General features: G+C 57.6%; 18 protein-coding genes and 2 pseudogenes. 9 read left to right on the top strand and 11 right to left on the bottom strand.

Going from position 1 to position 18351, the window contains the following annotated elements; translation table 11 throughout:
* Window positions 1-17 precede the first annotated feature (17 nt).
* The gene (locus Thiowin_RS21655; RefSeq protein ID WP_328988143.1) at window positions 18-485 is read right to left on the bottom strand and encodes a PAS domain-containing protein; all 468 of its coding nucleotides are present in this window, start codon (window positions 483-485) and stop codon (window positions 18-20) included.
* Window positions 486-612: 127 nt separating this feature from the next.
* Window positions 613-1071, bottom strand: coding sequence for an SRPBCC family protein (locus Thiowin_RS21650; protein WP_328985044.1), 459 nt, complete (start codon window positions 1069-1071; stop codon window positions 613-615).
* Between the two features lie 332 nt (window positions 1072-1403).
* On the opposite strand from Thiowin_RS21650, the gene Thiowin_RS21645 reads away from it, so the two are divergent.
* The gene (locus tag Thiowin_RS21645) at window positions 1404-1928 is read left to right on the top strand and encodes a DUF3782 domain-containing protein (RefSeq protein ID WP_328985043.1); all 525 of its coding nucleotides are present in this window, start codon (window positions 1404-1406) and stop codon (window positions 1926-1928) included.
* Between the two features lie 87 nt (window positions 1929-2015).
* Here Thiowin_RS21645 and Thiowin_RS21640 read toward each other — a convergent pair whose 3' ends face one another.
* The 4 genes from Thiowin_RS21640 to Thiowin_RS21625 all read right to left on the bottom strand — a co-directional run bounded on the left by Thiowin_RS21640 (window position 2016) and on the right by Thiowin_RS21625 (window position 4353).
* Window positions 2016-2477 (bottom strand): hypothetical protein, encoded by a 462-nt coding sequence (locus Thiowin_RS21640; protein ID WP_328985042.1) that lies wholly within the window; start codon window positions 2475-2477, stop codon window positions 2016-2018.
* 191 nt (window positions 2478-2668) lie between these two features.
* The gene (locus tag Thiowin_RS21635) at window positions 2669-3238 is read right to left on the bottom strand and encodes a Uma2 family endonuclease (RefSeq protein ID WP_328985041.1); all 570 of its coding nucleotides are present in this window, start codon (window positions 3236-3238) and stop codon (window positions 2669-2671) included.
* A 384-nt stretch (window positions 3239-3622) separates the two neighbouring features.
* A complete protein-coding gene (locus Thiowin_RS21630) occupies window positions 3623-3856 on the bottom strand; it encodes a hypothetical protein (protein WP_328985040.1) in 234 nt (77 codons plus the stop codon).
* A gap of 110 nt (window positions 3857-3966) precedes the next feature.
* Window positions 3967-4353: a hypothetical protein gene (locus Thiowin_RS21625; RefSeq protein WP_328985039.1), complete on the bottom strand. Its 387-nt coding sequence runs from the start codon at window positions 4351-4353 to the stop codon at window positions 3967-3969.
* 140 nt (window positions 4354-4493) lie between these two features.
* Here Thiowin_RS21625 and Thiowin_RS21620 point away from each other — a divergent pair, with 140 nt between their 5' ends.
* The 4 genes from Thiowin_RS21620 to Thiowin_RS21605 all read left to right on the top strand — a co-directional run bounded on the left by Thiowin_RS21620 (window position 4494) and on the right by Thiowin_RS21605 (window position 9095).
* Window positions 4494-4946: a DUF3782 domain-containing protein gene (locus Thiowin_RS21620; RefSeq protein WP_328985038.1), complete on the top strand. Its 453-nt coding sequence runs from the start codon at window positions 4494-4496 to the stop codon at window positions 4944-4946.
* A gap of 123 nt (window positions 4947-5069) precedes the next feature.
* Window positions 5070-6383 carry a transposase gene (locus Thiowin_RS21615; RefSeq protein ID WP_328985037.1) on the top strand — a complete coding sequence of 438 codons (1314 nt, stop codon included), beginning with the start codon at window positions 5070-5072 and terminating at the stop codon, window positions 6381-6383.
* A gap of 343 nt (window positions 6384-6726) precedes the next feature.
* Window positions 6727-7659 (top strand): DUF2887 domain-containing protein, encoded by a 933-nt coding sequence (locus tag Thiowin_RS21610; protein ID WP_328985036.1) that lies wholly within the window; start codon window positions 6727-6729, stop codon window positions 7657-7659.
* 569 nt (window positions 7660-8228) lie between these two features.
* Window positions 8229-9095, top strand: coding sequence for an Rpn family recombination-promoting nuclease/putative transposase (locus Thiowin_RS21605; RefSeq protein ID WP_328985035.1), 867 nt, complete (start codon window positions 8229-8231; stop codon window positions 9093-9095).
* 312 nt (window positions 9096-9407) lie between these two features.
* Here Thiowin_RS21605 and Thiowin_RS21600 read toward each other — a convergent pair whose 3' ends face one another.
* The 3 genes from Thiowin_RS21600 to Thiowin_RS21590 form a co-directional block, all read right to left on the bottom strand.
* Entirely contained in the window at window positions 9408-9719 is a 312-nt protein-coding gene (locus Thiowin_RS21600; protein ID WP_328985034.1) for a hypothetical protein, read from the bottom strand.
* A gap of 188 nt (window positions 9720-9907) precedes the next feature.
* On the bottom strand, window positions 9908-10177 hold the full coding sequence (locus Thiowin_RS21595; RefSeq protein WP_328985033.1) for a DUF2283 domain-containing protein: 270 nt from the start codon (window positions 10175-10177) through the stop codon (window positions 9908-9910).
* Between the two features lie 4 nt (window positions 10178-10181).
* On the bottom strand, window positions 10182-10448 hold the full coding sequence (locus Thiowin_RS21590) for a hypothetical protein (protein ID WP_328985032.1): 267 nt from the start codon (window positions 10446-10448) through the stop codon (window positions 10182-10184).
* A 376-nt stretch (window positions 10449-10824) separates the two neighbouring features.
* Between Thiowin_RS21590 and Thiowin_RS21585 the strand changes: the two genes are divergently transcribed.
* The 4 genes and pseudogenes from Thiowin_RS21585 to Thiowin_RS21570 all read left to right on the top strand — a co-directional run.
* Window positions 10825-11703 carry an Rpn family recombination-promoting nuclease/putative transposase gene (locus Thiowin_RS21585; RefSeq protein WP_328985031.1) on the top strand — a complete coding sequence of 293 codons (879 nt, stop codon included), beginning with the start codon at window positions 10825-10827 and terminating at the stop codon, window positions 11701-11703.
* A 263-nt stretch (window positions 11704-11966) separates the two neighbouring features.
* Window positions 11967-13138 (top strand): annotated as a pseudogene (locus Thiowin_RS21580) (IS3 family transposase); the annotation flags it as partial.
* Window positions 13139-13489: 351 nt separating this feature from the next.
* On the top strand, window positions 13490-15682 hold the full coding sequence (locus Thiowin_RS21575; protein ID WP_328983922.1) for a helix-turn-helix domain-containing protein: 2193 nt from the start codon (window positions 13490-13492) through the stop codon (window positions 15680-15682).
* A gap of 83 nt (window positions 15683-15765) precedes the next feature.
* A pseudogene (locus Thiowin_RS21570) lies at window positions 15766-16089 on the top strand (transposase); the annotation flags it as partial.
* Window positions 16090-16371: 282 nt separating this feature from the next.
* On the opposite strand, the gene Thiowin_RS21565 reads toward Thiowin_RS21570, so the two are convergent.
* The gene (locus Thiowin_RS21565; RefSeq protein WP_328985030.1) at window positions 16372-17265 is read right to left on the bottom strand and encodes a hypothetical protein; all 894 of its coding nucleotides are present in this window, start codon (window positions 17263-17265) and stop codon (window positions 16372-16374) included.
* Window positions 17266-17817: 552 nt separating this feature from the next.
* Window positions 17818-18240: a cysteine rich repeat-containing protein gene (locus Thiowin_RS21560; protein ID WP_328985028.1), complete on the bottom strand. Its 423-nt coding sequence runs from the start codon at window positions 18238-18240 to the stop codon at window positions 17818-17820.
* Window positions 18241-18351: the final 111 nt, after the last annotated feature.

Raw genomic sequence — 18351 nt, 5'->3', positions numbered from 1 at the left:
TCTCCCGGGCCCTGGGTTTAGCCAGGCTCCGGTGGCGTGCCGGCGGCGGCGAGGATCGCATTGAGCCGCGCCAGCTCCTTCTCGGCGCGTTTCTTTTCGGTCACATCGTACTGAATGCCCAGATAGTAGATGAGGTTGCCGTCACGGTCGAACAGCGGGCGGATGGTGAATTGGTTATAGAACAGACTGCCGTCCTTGCGGTAATTGCGCAGGGTCACGGTGACGGGCTCGTGCTTGTCCAGCCCCTCGCGGATTTTTGCAAGCTCGGGCTGGTCCTTGTCCTCGCCCTGCAAAAAGCGACAGTTGCGACCAATAATCTCCTCGTGCTCATAGCCGGTGATGAGCTCAAAGGCCTCATTGGCGTAAACAATCGGATTGTCCGGCTGGTCAGGATCAGACAAGGTGACGCCGTTGACAACGGTATCCAGAATTTGAGACAGCACAAAGGGGATCAGCCCCGGGTCTTTATCGGCGATGAAGTCCATCATTAACTCCTGGGGTTAACTCCTGGGGGTTAGGTCTTGGTTGTTGGTTTTTGGGATCGGTTTCTGACTGCTCAAGGCGCTAGCTTGCGCCTGTGTCTTGTGGTAATGGGTCATATGGTAGCGGGTTTCACTCCGTCGCCTCGGTTGCGAGTTCGCGCTCGGCCAGGGTTTTGATATTGCGTACCACCCGCTGGGCTCCGTCCTGAATGGCGACCCGAATCAGTTTCTCGAACGGGCGCATGTACAACTCAAGACGCCGCAGCTCAAAGCCGAATTCCAAGCGCGTCTGCCCGCCCGCGGGAGCAAGCCAGTAGCCGGTGCGGAACAAGTCCGTGCTTTCGGCAAACTCCAGACATTGCGGACTCTCGAAAGCGGTCACCTTAAAACTGCTCTCACTCCGCCGTCCTTGATCCACCCGCACCTGGCGCATGCGGCTGCCCAGGCCAAGCGGCCCTGGGGTGAGTGCCTCAAGCTGTTTGACTTCAGGCGACCAGCGCGCGTAGTTGTCGACGAAGTCATCGGCAATAAAACCAAAGACCTGCTCTGGCGGCCGGTCAATCAGAATGCTGGCTCTGGCTTTCACCATAATGCTGTCCTCGCGGTTGGGCCCTAGCCCTATGATGGTCACGGCGATGAGCCGCTGCAATGGGTTGCTAGCCGATAGCTGCAAGACCCACTCTTGAGTGATTTGCAGCAGTCGTCTCCTGACTTCGCTTGCAAATCATTTCCTAGGCGGTATCCGCAATGGCTCCACCAATAACATGAGACTGCATCTCAAGAACGTCTATGATTCGTTGTAGCGTTTTCATGGCACAGTGTTCTTAGTGCATTCCTTATGGAGCGCCTACCCAATTGTGCTGAGATTTCACCAGCAATGGCCAGCCTCAAAATATTGATGAAAACGAGGGCCAAATAGCCATGATGATCGAACCCAACACCGAACTCACCCCGGTCATGCGCCAGCATGTCATGGCCATGATCGACAAGCGAGTGACCGAAAACCTTGTCACACACAAGGATTTCTCCGAGCTGAAAGCCGTCATGGCTGAACTCGCCCACGCCCAAGAACGCACCGAGACCCGAGTCGAGGAACTCGCCTGCCAGATGGCCGCGGGCTTCAAGCAGCTAGGCGACCAGATCGCCGAGCTTGGCGGGCGCTGGGGCATCCACAACGAAGGCGCCTTTCGCGCCACCATTCATGCCGTGCTCACCAAAATCGACGGCATCGAGATGCGCGAAGGTGACCATGGCGACTGTCAGGTCGATATCATCATCCGCAACGGCGAACATATCCTGCTCGAAATCACCTCGCGCACGTACGCCAAAGACATCGAGCGGATCTTCTACAGAGTGCCGACGACTACCACGCGCGTGAAGGCATCGAGCCGCTCCTCATGGTCGCCACCAGCTACATCGCCCCCAAGCTCATGCAGCGCATCATGAGCCTGGAACGCAAAATCGACATCTTCGTTTACGACGGCGACGAATAAGGCGCCTCACCTGGTTATCGCCTCCTGGCAAGCCGAGTTTCTAAATCCGTAATAGAAACGGCAACGCAAAGATCACCAGGCCAATACCGCTGCTGATCAAGGCGACCAGCGCGATGAACTGGTGATCATGGCGCTTGAGCATGGTGTCAAAACGCTTGTCCATCTGCTCAAAGCGCTTATCAACTTGCTCGAAGCGCTTGTCCACTTGCCCGAAGCGCTTGTCCATGTCCTCATGCATCTCCTGAAAGCGCTTGTCCATGTCCTCATGCATCTCCTGAAAGCGCTTGTCAACCTGCTCGAAGCGTTTGTCGACCCGCTCGAAGCCTTCCCGCATTAACTCGCGTTGATGCCGCAGCTCCTCCTCCACCCGCACCATCCGCTCGCGCAGTTCGATCTCATAGACAACTGGCGGCTTGCCGAGACTCTGCTCGGCCAACCAGAGGCTGATGTTGTCCTTGACGAACTCGCCAATGCGCTGAAAATCTTCCTCAGCCAGGGCCATGCGCTTACCTCCTGTGTTGCCAGTGACGACTGATGCACTCTGGTCTAAATATTAGCCCATTCAGTCTCTGGACAATGCAATCCAATGAGCGGCAATTCTGTCTGTCAGCAAAAATTGCTGGAAAACGAAGGTCAAATCTCAGTCCCTTTGATTTTGCAATACGTTTCCCCTGCCGAGTTGGTTGGGCGGCTTCAGTCCCGTGCCAGCACATCCTCGAAGATTTCCGCCATTGGCAGCTCCAACTCCAGGCACTCGAACCGGCAGGCGGTGACCTCGTGGCAGTCTTGCAGCCGCCAGTCGCCCTGATCATGGCGGCGGAAGTGTTCCAGCCGGCGTGCGTCGATGTCCACCATCACGTACTCGCGCAGACTCGGCAGCAGAGGGTAAGCGGCCGCTTTGGCCCCGCGGTCAAAAGCCGAGGTTCCCGCCGACAGCACCTCAATGATCAGTCGCGGGTATTGCAAAAACAGCTCGGCGGCATGATCGCGCGCATCGCAGGACACCATGATATCCGGATAAAAAAATGCCTCCGCGGCGGCGACCCGGAGTTTCATGTCAGACACATAGGTTCGACAGGAGCTGCCGCGCAGGCGGTGCTTGAGCGCAGAGTAAAGATTTCCAGCCACCAACACATGATTCTGGCACGCGCCGACCATGGCGAAGGCCTCGCCGCGATAATACTCATGCTTGTCGGCTTGGTCTTGTTCCCAAGCGAGATAGGCTTCAGCATCGAAGGGCAGTTGTTCGGCAAGCGCTGACATGGACAAGTTCCTGACGAATTGCAACTAAAATGTCTTGCATGAAAGCATAGCAAAAACCCCGTCCCGAGGCGTTGGGAGCGGGGTTGGAAAGGGCGTCGGTCGTCTTTGCCCGTAGAGGTTTGAAAAGAATTCAAACCTGGTGACTTTAATCGCATCATTAAGCGGGATCAGGAAAAGAATTCTTTATACTGTCACCGGAGCTGCTCTCGCACCATGCGCTCGCGCTGTTCAATTTCATAGACGGCCGGCGGCTTGCCAAGACTTTCTCAGCCAGCCATTCTCCGATATGTTCTTTAATGAACAGGATATCTTCTTGTGCAAGCGCCATCGTTCGATCACTCTCAATCGAAATCTGAGTTTAGATACGAAAATGGTCACAATACTTCAGGCGGATTCGAGCGTATTTCGAAGGTAGCCGATGCTTTTCAACAGTTTGCGCGCGACATAATCCGTAAATTCTTCGCTGTTCTCATAGGCGCGATCCATCGCCAGGGTGGCCAATGCATCGATGGCCTCACGCAGTCGGGCGATCTCATCCAGATCGCGCCCGCAGGTTAAACACCGCGTTCCGTCATCACGACATTTATCTTTGCCATGACAAGGTTCAAAACGTGCCATCTTAACTCCTGTTCAAGAAAAACCGCCACAAAAGCGGCGGGTCAATAATTCGACCTCGGCTCCTTTGATTCGTAAATTCACCCGGTTATCGCCCCCGGCAAGCCGAGTTTCTAGATCCGCAACAGAAACGGCAACGCAACGATCACCAGGCCAATACCGCTGCTGATCAAGGCGACCAGCGCGATGAACTGGTGATCATGGCGCTTGAGCATGGTATCGAAACGCTTGTCCATCTGCTCAAATCTCTTATCAACTTGCTCAAAGCGTTTGTCCATGTCCTCGCGCATTTCCTCAAAGCGCTTGTCGACCCGCTCGAAGCCTTCCCGCATCAACTCGCGCTGGTGCTTCAGCTCCTCCTCCACCCGCACCATCCGCTCGCGCAGTTCGATCTCATAGACAACAGGTGGCTTGCCGAGACTCTGCTCGGCCAACCAAAGGCTGATGTTGTCCTTAACGAACTCGCCAATCCGCTGAAAATCTTCCTGAGCCAGGGCCATGCGCTTGCCTCCTGTGTTGCCAGTGACTACTGATGCACTCTAGTTTGAATATTAGCCCATTCAGTCTCTGGACAATACAAATCGACCAGCGGCATGCTGTCTCTGAACAAAGATTGATGGAAATCGAGGGCCAAATAGCCATGATGATCGAACCCAATACCGAACTCACCCCGGTCATGCGCCAGCAAGTCATGGCCATGATCGACAAGCGAGTGACCGAAAACCCTGTCTCATACGAGGATTTCTCCGAGGTGAAAGCCGTCATGGCTGAACTCGCCCACGCCCAAGAACGCACCGAGACCCGAGTCGAGGAACTCGCCTGCCAGATGGCAGCGGGCTTCAAGCAGCTAGGCGACCAGATCGCCGAGCTTGGCGGGCGCTGGGGCATCCACAACGAAGGCGCTTTTCGCGCCACCATTCATGCCGTGCTCAGCAAAATCGACGGCATCGAGGTGCGCGAAGGTGACCATGGCGACCGTCAGGCCGATATCATCACTCACGTTTCGGGGTTCAAAAATCGCGCCCCTATTGAATCAAGTCTTTGTTTAATAATTAAAAGCGGCCTCATGGATGGTAGAATGTCAAGCAGTTGAAACAAGACACCCACCCAAGAAGCCGCTGATGAAGACTCCCACATCCGACGTATCCTTGCCAAGCTTGACCGCTCCCGTCCTGAACGATCCCCAAACCCTGGCCGACAACCTGTTCGCCGACCTGTGGCGCACTCCAGGCTGCTCACCAAGCTTGGCTTTCACAAGCGCAGTGGTCTGCAAGCACCGCGGATCATCTATCTGCTGTTGATCTGGGTGTGGGTTGGGCGCGAGAGTATTGCGCTGTTCGCCCGTCAATCGCTGCGCAGTTTCGCCGATGCCCACAAGGACGCCCTGTATGATTTGCTGGCCCGCGAAGAGCTCAATTGGCGCGCCTTTCATGGGGCCGTCGCGCTCAAGGTCTATCGCGCCGGTCAGCTGAAGAACAGTCCCGTACGCGCCTACGTCTTGGACGATTCGGTGAAAACCCGCCGCGGCAAACGCCTGGAAGGCGTCTCGCGGCACTTCGATCATCTCAGTGGGCGCACCGTCAAAGGCCAGCAAGTCCTCACCTTGGGATTGGCCACGCAAGAGGCCTTCCTGCCCCTGGATAGCGACATCTTCATCAGCAATGTCGGGGCGCATCCGCTGAAGGCGGACTTTCACGATGGCCGCAGCGTCGAGGCGCGCCGCTATGCGCAGGCACGTGATCGCACCAAGCCCGAATTGGCGGCGGGCATGTTGCGCCGCGCGCTGCGTCAGGGCCTCGAGGCCGATGTCCTGCTCGCCGATGCCTGGTTTGGGACCAAGACCATGATCAGCACCGCCTTGGACCTCAACCTCACGGCGATCTTGCGCATGAAGAAAAACGCCATGAAGTACCGCCTGAGGAACTGGAACAACGGCGAGGCGCACACCGAGCTGCTCGATGCGAATGGCCTGTATCAGACGAGCGTGCGCAAGCACTGGAAGCGCCTCAGCGGCTTGCCCTACCGGTGCCAGTGTTTGGACGTGGAGCTGAGCCTCGAGAGCGACGGCAAGGAGCAGTGGATTCCGGTACGCCTGCTCTTTGTCCGTGGCGTCAGCCAAGACGCCGACAGTCCGGCGGGGGCGAAATCCTGGGCGCTGTTTCTAAGCACCGACCGCAGTCTCTCCCCAGCGGCGATTTTGGAGATCGATGCCTTGCGCTGGAGCATTGAGGTGTACTTCAAGGAAGCCAAGCAATACCTGGGCTTGCTCTGGGAGCAGACTGAAACCTTTGCATCGCATCTGGCTTCAATCCACTTAACCGCCGTGCGCTATTGTCTGCTGGCATTCGCCCAGATCCAAGGTGCCGGGACGCGGGTCTGCGAAGTGCGCACGGCCGTCGGTGCGCAGCTCAGTGAGCTCGATTTCGCCAAACGCCTGTGGGGCTTTTTCCGCGCCTTGATCGCCGAGGCCGTCGATGGGCTCCCAACAATGGGCTTTGGGAGACGCTCGGGCCGGCCGGCGAGCTGGTGATGAGCGCCATCGATGAGCGGGTGCGGCACTTCTTTGTCCAGGCATTGCAACTCGATGAGTTTACCCTTCGGTTAGAAGGCACGGAGCCCGGTTCTATCGAGGCTTAAGCTGGCCAGTATGGCCTTTTTGAACTCCGAAACGTGAGTTCTGAATTGTCTGGACAATGACTAGGATGAGCACCCTCAAAAAGGCCCTACGCCGACGAAAGACGGGAACCCCTCCCGCAACATCCATCCTGCCCATCACCGCAGGTTGCCGAGAAAAACCAGGCCCGTCCCGGTTTTCTCGCGCCCCGGTTTTATTGCCGGTTTTATCTTTTATTTCCAATAACTTATGATGCTACATGCACGCCGATAAACAGATTTACCTTCTGCTCGGGGCTGACCCTGAGTTTTTGCGCCTGCTCACTGGTGGTCTGCGCATCACCGGTTCCTATGCGTTTGAGGCCATAGATGTTAAAGCGCTGGAGCGGCGCATTGACGGCGTTGTGTTGTCTGAAAACACCGAAGATCCCATCTGGGTGATTGAGGTACAGGCACAGTGCGATCCAAAGATTTACCACCGCCTGCTGATTGACATGGGGCTACTCGGCGAGCGTCACCTCGGGCGCGAGGTGCATGGACTACTGCTGTTCATCACCCCGGCGCAAGATCCCAAGACCAAACCTTGGAACCGCCACATCGCCCGCGATGCCGAGCTTCCGATTCGCCGGGTTTATCTCAGCGAGATGCTCCAGCGCCTTGAGCAAACCCAACCTGAGCACCCCTTGCTCGCCACCTTTTTGCCCTATTTAATCGACGACCGCGCACAGTTGCGCGAACAGGCGCCGCTGGCCTATGGTCGCATCCAACAGGCGCCCTTGGCTGATAGCGCCCGCAAACACTGTCTGGATGTCTTCCAATCTTGGCTGCTGGCGCGTTTTGACGACATGACCTTGGAGGAGATATTGACCATGCTTGGCGAACTCACCCCACTGGAACAAACCCGCGCCTATCGCGAAATTGTTGCAAAAAATCAACCCATCTGGCTCCAAGCCGGTCGCAAGGAAGGCCGTCAGGAAGGCCGCGAAGAAGGCCGCCAGCGCGAGATTCAATTCGCGCTGCGCCTGCTCCGCCGCCGTCTCGGTGATTTAACCGACACCCAGCAAGCGCGGATTCAAGCCCTGCCCGTCGAACAACTCGAAGACCTAGGCGAGGCCCTGCTGGATTTCACCGCCACCGCAGAGCTGGACGCTTGGCTCGCCGCCCACCCCCAACGGCCCAAAGCCGTGAATTGAAACCCTTTCCGCTGGACGGAACAGCACCTCGGCAGGTTTTCCCAAAGCTTCTTTTCCAGGGCTGTGGTCGTCGCGCATCGCCTCTTTTCAGGATTTCCGGGGGAGAAGGTCCGAACAGCGACCGGATCGCGAGGCCATCCAGCGGATAGCTTGGGCGAGCCACCTGGCCTCCATTGCGCACCCCTTCAGTATTGGGACGATTTTGCCGAAACAGCAGGCTTGTTGGAAACTGGGATGGTTGCGCATGGATGGCAAGAATTGGTATCGGCAATGGCGGGATTCGGAAAATCCATGAACGTAAATAGTAATTCGAACCATATATGGCCCCTTTGATGCTCTCGCATCCCTGACATCAAGGAAGGACAAATACGCCCGCTCCCTGGCGCGTGGGAACCAACAAGATTGAACGACATGCGGCCTAACTGATGGGTCTTGGTTTGCCCAAGGCGAGCCCGGCTTCCTAATGCCACATCGTTCACTGCATCATGTGACAAAAGTTGGCCAGACTGCTCCGTCCCTGGTGACATTGACCCACCTGACTCACCGCCAAACCAAAGCTGACCTTCGTCATGGCCAAAACCAACGACCTGCTCGATCCGAAGAATGATTACGTCTTCTTCCGCCTCTTCTCCGAAGAGCCGGAACTGCTGATCGATCTGATCAATGCCGTACGCGCGGACCAGCCACCGATCACCGAGATCACCCTGCTCGATGCACGCCTCACACCTGAGCGCATCCAGGGCAAGCGCCTCGTTCTAGACCTCAGAGGCATCGACGAACAGGGGCGACGCTACAATATCGAGATCCAGGTGCGACGCTTCCCGTTCTGGGCCAGTCGCGCCATGATGTATCTCGCGCGCCTCTACAGCGAGCAACTCGACGCCGGCAACGACTATCAGGAAGCCCAGCCGGTCATCGGCATCCACCTGCTCGACTTTGATCTCTTCAAAGAGGAACCTGGCGACCAAGACAATGCCCTCTGGCGCTTCGACACCTACGATCACCAGCACTCGCGCAGCCTCGGGCACATCATGGAGCTAAACATTGTCGAACTACGCAAAGCCGACCGGCTCGGCCAACTGCCAGAGCGCCTGTCCGCCTGGATCGCCTATTTCGAACATTGGAACGAGGACGATGTGATGAACAACCTAGCCCATCCCCCCATCCAGAAAGCCCGAGCCAAGCTACGCGCCATGAGTGCCGATGAGCAAGAGCGCTATTGGGCGGAATCGCGAGCCAGAGCACTGAGCGATGAGGTGACGATGCTCAATGCGGCACGGCGGGAAGGGCGCGACGAAGGCGACAAACAGGCTCGCCACCAAACCGCACTGGCCATGCTGCAGGGCGGGCAACTGGATGTCGCCACCATCGCCCGCTACGCCGGCATCAGCGAAAGCGAGGTCGAAGAACTCACCGATGGCCGCGCGAAGCACTAATGCTGGCTGGCTCGAACATTCATTCGAGTCAGCCCTGCCCGTCGAACAGTTCGAAGACCTGGGTGAGTATCCATGACCAGGTTGCGGGCGCCACCGTCCTGTTAGACCTCAGCGTTGCTAAGTGAGGGTTCAAAAATATGTGATACAACTCGGTGTGAAAAAGTTGGGCACGCCCCGCTTTGACCAACCTAATCTGTATCACTATTTTTTACACCGTTACTAAGCTTCATCGGCAAAGGGATGATCTTGAGTACTTGGCTGGTTGAGACCTCTTTTCATTAACCAGGCCCGTTTGATTTAAATTAAGCAGGATTAGGCTGGGAAATTGAGTAAACTGTCCGCGGAATTCGCTGTCCCCGGAATTCGAAGCGTAAACAACAGGGAAATTAAGTAAACTGTCCCCAAAACTCGCTTGGTCAGGTCTTCAAGTCCATCGGGGCGGTCTTCCGCGGGTCTGCCGGTTGCATCTGGGGATTCTCCCTGTTCGATAATGAGCACATCAAGGCGTTGGCTGCGTAGGGCCAGTTCTTCCTCGGTGCTGACCTGATAGGGCAGCCCGGTCAGCGCGTCCGCCAGGGCTTGGCCGAGGAGTTTGTGCCAGGGGATGCGTTGGTCGCGATGCATGGCCGGAGTGTAGTCGATCTGCCGGGGGGGGAGGCGAGCGTGGCGGTGGTTGGCTGCCCAAAGGAAAAATCCCCGAGGCGCGAACCCCGGGGGCTGGATGGTGGGGCCAGCGGTCAGGAGGGATCAGTGTGGGGATTTAGTATCCTGTCCCTGAAATTACTGTCCCTGAAATTAATCCTTTAATTTTGTTAGGCCGCTAGAAGTGGCGCGATATCCTCTTTGGTCAGGGTTGGAACATGCAGAGCAGCAAGCACGTTGTTTAGCTCGGCAATACTGACTTGCGCGGGCGCAGTGATTTCTAGGCCAATTGGCTTGCCCTCGGTAGTGTAATCCACTAAAAGTCCCGAACCCATCTGAACAACATAATCACTTTTATCGCCAGATATTCGCGGAAGATACAAATAGGCTGCTAGCGGGCGCCCACGGCGGAAGGTTACTTCGAGATACGATGATTTCATAGATTCACTTTATCATTGGATAAGCAGTAACAACGACGAGCAACTGATCAACATCGTCAGGCTCAAGGATGATCTCCCAGCGCTGACGATCATGTCGTGCTTCTATGACCCAACGTCCGTCTACAACATCCCGGTGATACCCTAGTGCATGCTCGAGCATCTGCCGTAAATCAACCTCATTAAAGTCCCGATCTTCAATGCGCTTAAACACATGTGGCGTGAGTTCCAGTTCCCAATGCCACCATTCTGGCCAATCCTGTGTCTCAGGCAAGTTTAGCTCCGAATCAAATCAGAAAAGGTCGTCTGCCCTCAGCTGCAAGGGGCATTTTATCAAGTCAGCATGATGATAAAAAAGGCCAGTCTCGAAATTAAATCGAGCCTGGCATTTTTTATTATATATGGCTCCTTTGATGCTCTCGCATCCCTGACATCAAGGAAGGGCAAATACGCCCGCTCCCTGGCGCGTGGGAACCAACAAGATTGAACGACATGCGGCCTAACTGATGGGTCTTGGGTTGTCCAAGGCGAGCCCGGCTTCCTAATGCCACATCGTTCACTGCATCATGTGACAAAAGTTGGCCAGACTGCTCCGTCCCTGGTGACATTGACCCACCTGACTCACCGCCAAACCAAAGCTGACCTTCGTCATGGCCAAAACCAACGACCTGCTCGATCCGAAGAATGATTACGTCTTCTTCCGCCTCTTCTCCGAAGAGCCGGAACTGCTGATCGATCTGATCAATGCCGTACGCGCGGACCAGCCACCGATCACCGAGATCACCCTGCTCGATGCACGCCTCACACCTGAGCGCATCCAGGGCAAGCGCCTCGTTCTAGACCTCAGAGGCATCGACGAACAGGGGCGACGCTACAATATCGAGATCCAGGTGCGACGCTTCCCGTTCTGGGCCAGTCGCGCCATGATGTATCTCGCGCGCCTCTACAGCGAGCAACTCGACGCCGGCAACGACTATCAGGAAGCCCAGCCGGTCATCGGCATCCACCTGCTCGACTTTGATCTCTTCAAAGAGGAACCTGGCGACCAAGACAATGCCCTCTGGCGCTTCGACACCTACGATCACCAGCACTCGCGCAGCCTCGGGCACATCATGGAGCTAAACATTGTCGAACTACGCAAAGCCGACCGGCTCGGCCAACTGCCAGAGCGCCTGTCCGCCTGGATCGCCTATTTCGAACATTGGAACGAGGACGATGTGATGAACAACCTAGCCCATCCCCCCATCCAGAAAGCCCGAGCCAAGCTACGCGCCATGAGTGCCGATGAGCAAGAGCGCTATTGGGCGGAATCGCGAGCCAGAGCACTGAGCGATGAAGTGACGATGCTCAATGCGGCACGGCGGGAAGGGCGCGAGGAAGGGCGCGAGGAAGGCGACAAACATGCTCGCCACCAAACCGCACTCGCCATGCTGCAGGGCGGGCAACTGGATGTCGCCACCATCGCCCGCTACGCCGGCATCAGCGAAAGCGAGGTCGAAGAACTCGCCGATGGCCGCGCGAAGCACTAATGCTGGCTGGCTCGAACATTCATTCGAGTCAGCCCTGCCCGTCGAACAATTCGAAGACCTGGGTGAGTATCCATGACCAGGTTGCGGGCGCCACCGTCGTGTTAGACCTCAGCGTTGCTAAGCTTCATCGGCAAAGGGATGATCTTGAGTACTTGGCTGGTTGAGACCTCTTTTCATTAATATAGTGGACCCCAATTTTAGGACACTAAATTAAGTTAGTTTTGCCTCATCTGAAGAGACTTGTAAAGACTTGGAGAGAGCAGATGAGTGAGAGACAACGCAAGACCTTCAGTGCCGCTTTCAAGGCCAAAGTAGGCTTGGAAGCGGTACGCGGAGTGAAGACGACTAACGAGATTGCGCAGGATCACGGGGTTCATCCGGTCCAAGTAGGCCAGTGGAAGAAAGCCATCGTGGCGGACGCCGGCAAGCTGTTCGAAGGCCGGCGCGGGCGCAAGAAAGTGGACGACAGTGGCGACGAAGAGCGACTCTACAGCGAGATCGGGCGGTTGAAAATGGAGCTGGACTGGCTGAAAAAAAAGTCCGGGGTGAGCCTGTGAGCGTGCGTCGCGGGTGGATCGACATGGGCGGCCTTGATGATGGCGGGTTAGCGGTCAGTCGCCAATGTGCGCTGCTTGGCGTACATCGCTCTGGAGTGTATGCACACCGCCATGATCGTATTGCCGAGCCGAGCGAACTGGATCAAAAGTTGTTGCGGCTGATTGATGCGGAATACACCAAGAGACCATTTTATGGGAGTCGACGCATGGTTGTGATGCTGCGCGCACAAGGCTATGCGGTCAGTCGCAAACGCGTTCAGCGTCTCATGGGCGTTTTAGGTTTAGCCGGCATGTTGCCTGGGCCTCATACAAGCAAGCCGCATCCTGAGCACAAAATCTACCCCTACTTGTTGCGTGGGCTGGCCATTGTACGGCCCAACCACGTCTGGAGCAGTGACATCACCTATGTGCGACTCGCGCATGGATTTGCCTACCTGGTGGCCATCATCGACTGGTACTCACGACGAGTCCTTTCTTGGAGATTGTCGAACACAATGGACACGGGCTTTTGCATCGATTGCTTGGAGGATGCGCTGCGCCACCATGGCCGCCCGGAGATCTTCAACACCGACCAGGGCGCGCAGTTTACCAGCCTCGCCTTCACCCAGGTGTTGCGTGACGCCGAGGTGGCCATCAGCATGGATGGGCGCGGCAGAGCCCTGGACAACGTCTTCGTCGAGCGTCTGTGGCGCAGCGTCAAATGGGAGGACATTTACCCCAAGGGCTATGAGACGCTCACAGAGCTGTTCATGGGCCTCTCGGCGTATTTCCCCTTCTACAACGGTGAACGCCCTCACCAGGGGCTTGGCTACCGAACGCCGGACGATGTGCATGTGAGCGGCAAAGGAGGTGGTGTCGTGGTTGCTGATCACTTTGGCGATCACCCGCCAGCGGAGTCGTCGGCTCCGCTACGCTCCGCCGACGACTCCGCTGGCGAAGAACTGGGGCAGCGCCAATCCGCTGCGACTGAACTGGGCGCGCTAACTTAAATTCGGGGGAAAACTGTCCTTGACCAGACCTCCCAGGTCCAGATTTTTCCTCCCACGTAAGCGCTTGAATCTCCGTCTTACCCGACGTTTTTTGGACATTTCCGTCCGACGTCGAGAAGTCGTTTTTTGGACAAACACTGACACAGTTATTCATTTTATATAAAAATAATTCTGGAAAAATAAAAGAAAGCTTGGCATGATCGGGTGAAGTGGTTTTATCCTCATCAAGGAGCTTCCCTGGTGACCCAAATCGAGTTGCTTGCCGAGCCGGCGGGTGCGTTGGATCGCGCGGTGCGTTTCGAGCTTGGTGGTGGCTATGCGCTGCATCTGCCACGCGGTCCACGCGCGCTCGGCACGCTCTACCATCGCGGCACCCCGATCAAGCAAGTGAACCTGCGCGACAACGCCGAGCGTCGGCTCTTGGCTGTGGAGTTGATGCAAAAAGGCGTCAATCAGAGCCGCTTGGCCGAGGCCCTGCAGCTCAGCCGCCAGACCCTGCATAACTATCGCGAGAGCTACCGGGAATTCGGCGTGCAGGGACTGTTGCACGGCTACAGTCCCGCCACCAGCAAGGATGAGGAGCTGCATCGCCATCTTAACGTCAACAAGCGCCGCCCTGGCTCCAAGGCCCGCGAGCTCGAAGCGCTGCGCCGCGCCAAGCGTGAGCAGGCTGAAGGTGAGGGGCAGGCCGAGCTGGACTGGGACGCTGAGGCGCGCTTTGAACTCGACGAGCCGGCGATCGAAGAAACCCTGAGCGCGGCCCTGGCCTTGTCGGAGGCGACGCCCCCGGCCGGTGAGCCGAGCGCGGAGGTGGCAAGCGAGCAGCCCTATGCGCAAGCGCACGACTGGGAAGACAGCCGCTATGCCGGCATCTTCCCCATCCTCATGGTCCTGATCAGCCAATGGCACTGGTTGAGCGGGGTAATGCGCCTGTTCGGCAACGGCTGGAAGCTGTTCATGGTCTTCGCCCTCATGGGTGTCTGTAACATCCGCTCCATCGAACAACTCAAGCACGTGCGCCGTGACGAGGCCGGGCGGATGCTGGGGATTGGCACCCTGCCGTGCCTGGAGACTATTTGGGGCTGGTTCCATGAGGTCGCCAAGCATGGCCGCGCCGCCGTGCTGGTGGCGGCGTTTTCCGACGACCAGCTCCAGCGCGGCTTGGTCGGCACGGATGTGTGGTTCACCGATGGCCATCTGCTGCCCTATACCGGCATGCACAAGGTTCATGCCAGTTACCATACCCAGCGGCGCATGCCCACGCCCGGGCAGACCAATCTGGTCACCTGCGATGCGCGGGGGCGGGTGGTGTGCTTTGAGATTCAGGAAGGCAAAGGCGATCTGCGCGGGCGCATTCTCGCCTTGGGCGAGTATGCGCGTGAGCAGGGATTGGGCGTGATGCCTTTGCAGGTGTTTGACCGCGAAGGCGACGGGCTGGAGTTCTTCTCCACCCTGGTCGCCACCGACACGCCCTTTGTGACCTGGGAGAAGAACGTCGATGCGGCGCGCTTGCGCGGGTTGGAGGAGGAACGCTTTACCGAGACGCTCACGTTGAACGGGACTGAGTACCGGCTGCTCGAGGAGGAGAAGGTCTGCACCGATCCCCTGAAGCCCGCGCCCTGCGCAGCGGAGTCTGAGCCAACGTTCAAACTGCGCCGGGTCGTCATCTGGAATCTGCGCACCGGGCATCGCACCAGTGTGGTGTGCTGGGATGGCGCCCTGGGGCTAACGCCGGTGGCGATCGCCACGGCCATGCTCAGTCGCTGGGGCGCCTCGGAGAATACCTTCAAGCACCTCCAGGAGCGTCACCCCTATCATTACCATCCGGGATTTGGGGTGAGTGAGAGCGAGAAACAGGACATTGCCAATCCGGCGATCAAGGCGATTGACGCGCAGCGCCAGGCCCTCAAAACCCAGCTCAACCGTCTCTACAAGCAACAAACCAAGTGCAAGCCTGGAATCAAGAAAGACGGGACCCTGCGCGCGAACAGCAAACACCAGCGCATCGCCGCGGAGATCGCCGCCGCCGAGGCGGAGCTGGCGCGGCTGAAGGACGAACGCGATCAGTTACCCGAGCGCGTCGATGTCAGCACCTTGAGCGATTACCGCTCCTTTCAGGCGATCGACAATGACGGCAAGAACCTGTTCGATGTCGTCACCAGTTCGGTCTGGAATGCCCGCTGCCAGCTCATCGATTGGCTCGAGCCGGTCTATGCCAAAGACAGTGATCGGGTCGATCTGCTCTATGCGATTCTCAACTGCCACGGCTGGATTCGCAGCGATGCCCGCTCGGTGGTGGTCCGTCTGGAGCCGCTGCAGCAACCGGCGCGCCGCGCTGCTCAGGAGCAGCTGTGCCGCAAGCTCACCGGTCTGGGCGCGCGGATCCCCGGCGGGAAGTGGCTGCGCATCGAGGTCGGCGACGCGCCGCTTTGATGCGGCGTCGCTTTGGGCTTTGGGCGCTGTCCAAAAATCAGGGGCCTTTTGGGGCGATATTGGGAGGTCTGTTGACATGGGGTCCACCTCACTTCAACACCGACCAGGGCGCGCAGTTTACCAGCCTCGCCTTCACCCAGGTGTTGCGTGACGCCGAGGTGGCCATCAGCATGGATGGGCGCGGCAGAGCCCTGGACAACGTCTTCGTCGAGCGTCTGTGGCGCAGCGTCAAATGGGAGGACATTTACCCCAAGGGCTATGAGACGCTCTCAGAGCTGTTCATGGGCCTCTCGGCGTATTTCCCCTTCTACAACGGTGAACGCCCTCACCAGGGGCTTGGCTACCGAACGCCGGACGATGTGCATGTGAGCGGCAAAGGAGGTGGTGTCGTGGTTGCTGATCACTTTGGCGATCACCCGCCAGCGGAGTCGTCGGCTCCGCTACGCTCCGCCGACGACTCCGCTGGCGAAGAACTGGGGCAGCGCCAATCCGCTGCGACTGAACTGGGCGCGCTAACTTAAATTCGGGGGAAAACTGTCCTTGACATGGGGTCCACCTCACCGTTTGATTTAAATTAAGCAGGGTTAGGCTGGGAAATTGAGTAAACTGTCCGCGGAATTCGCTGTCCCCGGAATTCGAAGCGTAAACAAACAGGGAAATTAAGTAAACTGTCCCCAAAACTCCAAAACTCAGTGATCCTGGCGCTGCTTGGCCAGCCAGGCTTCGATGAACCTGGGATCGAGCCCGCGCAGCCGCTCCTCTGGATCGTAGTGGCTGAGCACCAGATCAGAATCAAGCCCGCGCAGCCGCTCCTCTGGATCAAGATCCGGCAGAAAGCCTGTCAGCCATTCGCGGGCCTCGCGGTGCATGTCTTCTTGTGTGTAGGCCATGTATCCTTCTCCCAAGCGAAAATACCCAATGAGGTTGTGCAGGTGAATGCCGATGTCGCTGTGCGAGCGATAGCTGGCAAAGGCCGCGCGCCAGTGCGCCTCGTCGGTGGCGAACAGGCCCCAAGGCGCATTGCGCGGGTGGCGTTCGAGTTGGTTGATGACGACCAGGCGCATGTCGCGGGTGCCAAAGCGCAGGTGATAGATTCCCGCTTTCCCGGTCTTTTGACAACTGCCGGATCGCAGTTGTTTGACCAATTGGCGCGGAAAGCGCGTGGCGATGGCGTAACAGCGGAAGTCCTCCGCCGGTAACAGCCGGTAGCCTTCCTTGGGTTCCTCCAGCGGTTGCGCCTTATCTGACTGACGCGCGCGCAGGGCGCGCAGGGAGGCGACTTTGCGGTAGGTCACCGAATGACTGAGCAGTTCTTCTGCAAACCAGGCGCTGAAGGACGCATCGGCGGCTTTGAAGCTCAACAGGTTGTGCTTGGTCAGGTCTTCCAGTCCATCCGGACAGTCTTCAGCAGGTCTGCTGGTTGCCTGCGCGGATTGCTCCTGTTCGATGATGAGCACATCCAGGCGCTGACTGCGCAGCGCGAGCTCTTCCTCGGTGCTGACCTGGTAGGGCAACCCGGTTAGGGCGTCCGCCAGGGCTTGGCTCAAGAGTTTGTGCCAGGGGATGCGTTGGTCACGATGCATGGCAGGAGTTTAGTCGATCCGCCGGGGCTTGGGGAGGCAATAGCGCGATGTGGTTGGCTGGCCCTCCCCGAGGCGCGAACCTCAGGGCTGGATGGCGGGCCAGCGCTCAGGAGGGATCAGTGCTGGGAATCACGTATATGTCCCCGGAATTCACAATTGTCATTATTGTGTTGCACGAGAATTAAAGCGACCCTGGCCCCATAAATTCCTGGCCCCATAAATTCCTGCCTGCTCGGCGACCCCATTTTCTCGGGGCTTGCGGTGTCCTTGCTGTTCGGCCTGTTCGTCTCCACCCTGCTAACCCTGGTGGTCATTCCGGTGGTCTATTACTGCGTGATGCGCAAGCGGGTGGAGTGGATTCGAACCGCGACGGCATGATTAGCTAACGCTCGTGCGAACGGCCGCCCCGGACATTGAAGCATCTTGTTTCACGAGAAGCCGTTGCTGATCGCGGTCGCCATTCGGCCTCCCCCTGACTCTGCCGGGGGATGGGGCCCGCGACCGCGATCGGGCTTTATGCTCGTTGCGTCAAGCCTAGCTGACGGCAACAGTTCATTGGTCTTCTTTTAATCCGGCATTGGACAAGGCTTTTTTGCAGCCGTCGCTGACCTGCTCTTCGTGCTTTTGCAGGCAGATCAGGAGGCGTGCCTCACCAGCAGCCACCGAGTCACAGTATTCATCGAGATCTTGGTCGCATTCCTTGGCGACATCAGTGAGAAGATCCACAGCCTGCTCGAGTTGCACAGATGCGTCATAGAGGGCCAGTTCGCACTGCCCGGAGAGTTTGTCGCCGTATGCATACAGGCAAGCCAGGATCCGTCCAGCTCCGGGGGTGACATCAGCGCAGTGCGCTTCGACCTCATTCTTGCAACCCTTGGATAGCGTTTTGGCAAGCGGGTTTCCCTGCGCCAGCGCGCCCGAGGCCAGGACGGTGAAGAAAACGAAAATGGTTGTGGCAAATATAGAGCGATTCATATAACTCTCCTGCGTTGAATGTTTGCTTCGGTTGGTTTTATTCGGTTTTTCAGCGGGGCGGTGATAGGCGCGCTCGTCGCGCCAGGTGAGCGGGATCAGATGATTGGAATC

The sequence above is a fragment of the Thiorhodovibrio winogradskyi genome, assembly GCF_036208045.1.
In the GTDB taxonomy this organism is placed as follows: Bacteria; Pseudomonadota; Gammaproteobacteria; order Chromatiales; family Chromatiaceae; genus Thiorhodovibrio; species Thiorhodovibrio winogradskyi.
Note: the sequence above shows the minus strand (reverse complement) of the source record. Positions and strands in the feature narration are given on the sequence as shown.

Coding starts and splice junctions, on each gene's coding strand:
- Thiowin_RS21655 (WP_328988143.1), bottom strand. CDS start 485: ATGGACTTCATCGCCGATAAAGACCCGGGGCTGATCCCCTTTGTGCTG.
- Thiowin_RS21650 (WP_328985044.1), bottom strand. CDS start 1,071: ATGGTGAAAGCCAGAGCCAGCATTCTGATTGACCGGCCGCCAGAGCAG.
- Thiowin_RS21645 (WP_328985043.1), top strand. CDS start 1,404: ATGATGATCGAACCCAACACCGAACTCACCCCGGTCATGCGCCAGCAT.
- Thiowin_RS21640 (WP_328985042.1), bottom strand. CDS start 2,477: ATGGCCCTGGCTGAGGAAGATTTTCAGCGCATTGGCGAGTTCGTCAAG.
- Thiowin_RS21635 (WP_328985041.1), bottom strand. CDS start 3,238: ATGTCAGCGCTTGCCGAACAACTGCCCTTCGATGCTGAAGCCTATCTC.
- Thiowin_RS21630 (WP_328985040.1), bottom strand. CDS start 3,856: ATGGCACGTTTTGAACCTTGTCATGGCAAAGATAAATGTCGTGATGAC.
- Thiowin_RS21625 (WP_328985039.1), bottom strand. CDS start 4,353: ATGGCCCTGGCTCAGGAAGATTTTCAGCGGATTGGCGAGTTCGTTAAG.
- Thiowin_RS21620 (WP_328985038.1), top strand. CDS start 4,494: ATGATGATCGAACCCAATACCGAACTCACCCCGGTCATGCGCCAGCAA.
- Thiowin_RS21610 (WP_328985036.1), top strand. CDS start 6,727: ATGCACGCCGATAAACAGATTTACCTTCTGCTCGGGGCTGACCCTGAG.
- Thiowin_RS21605 (WP_328985035.1), top strand. CDS start 8,229: ATGGCCAAAACCAACGACCTGCTCGATCCGAAGAATGATTACGTCTTC.
- Thiowin_RS21600 (WP_328985034.1), bottom strand. CDS start 9,719: ATGCATCGCGACCAACGCATCCCCTGGCACAAACTCCTCGGCCAAGCC.
- Thiowin_RS21595 (WP_328985033.1), bottom strand. CDS start 10,177: ATGAAATCATCGTATCTCGAAGTAACCTTCCGCCGTGGGCGCCCGCTA.
- Thiowin_RS21585 (WP_328985031.1), top strand. CDS start 10,825: ATGGCCAAAACCAACGACCTGCTCGATCCGAAGAATGATTACGTCTTC.
- Thiowin_RS21565 (WP_328985030.1), bottom strand. CDS start 17,265: ATGCATCGTGACCAACGCATCCCCTGGCACAAACTCTTGAGCCAAGCC.
- Thiowin_RS21560 (WP_328985028.1), bottom strand. CDS start 18,240: ATGAATCGCTCTATATTTGCCACAACCATTTTCGTTTTCTTCACCGTC.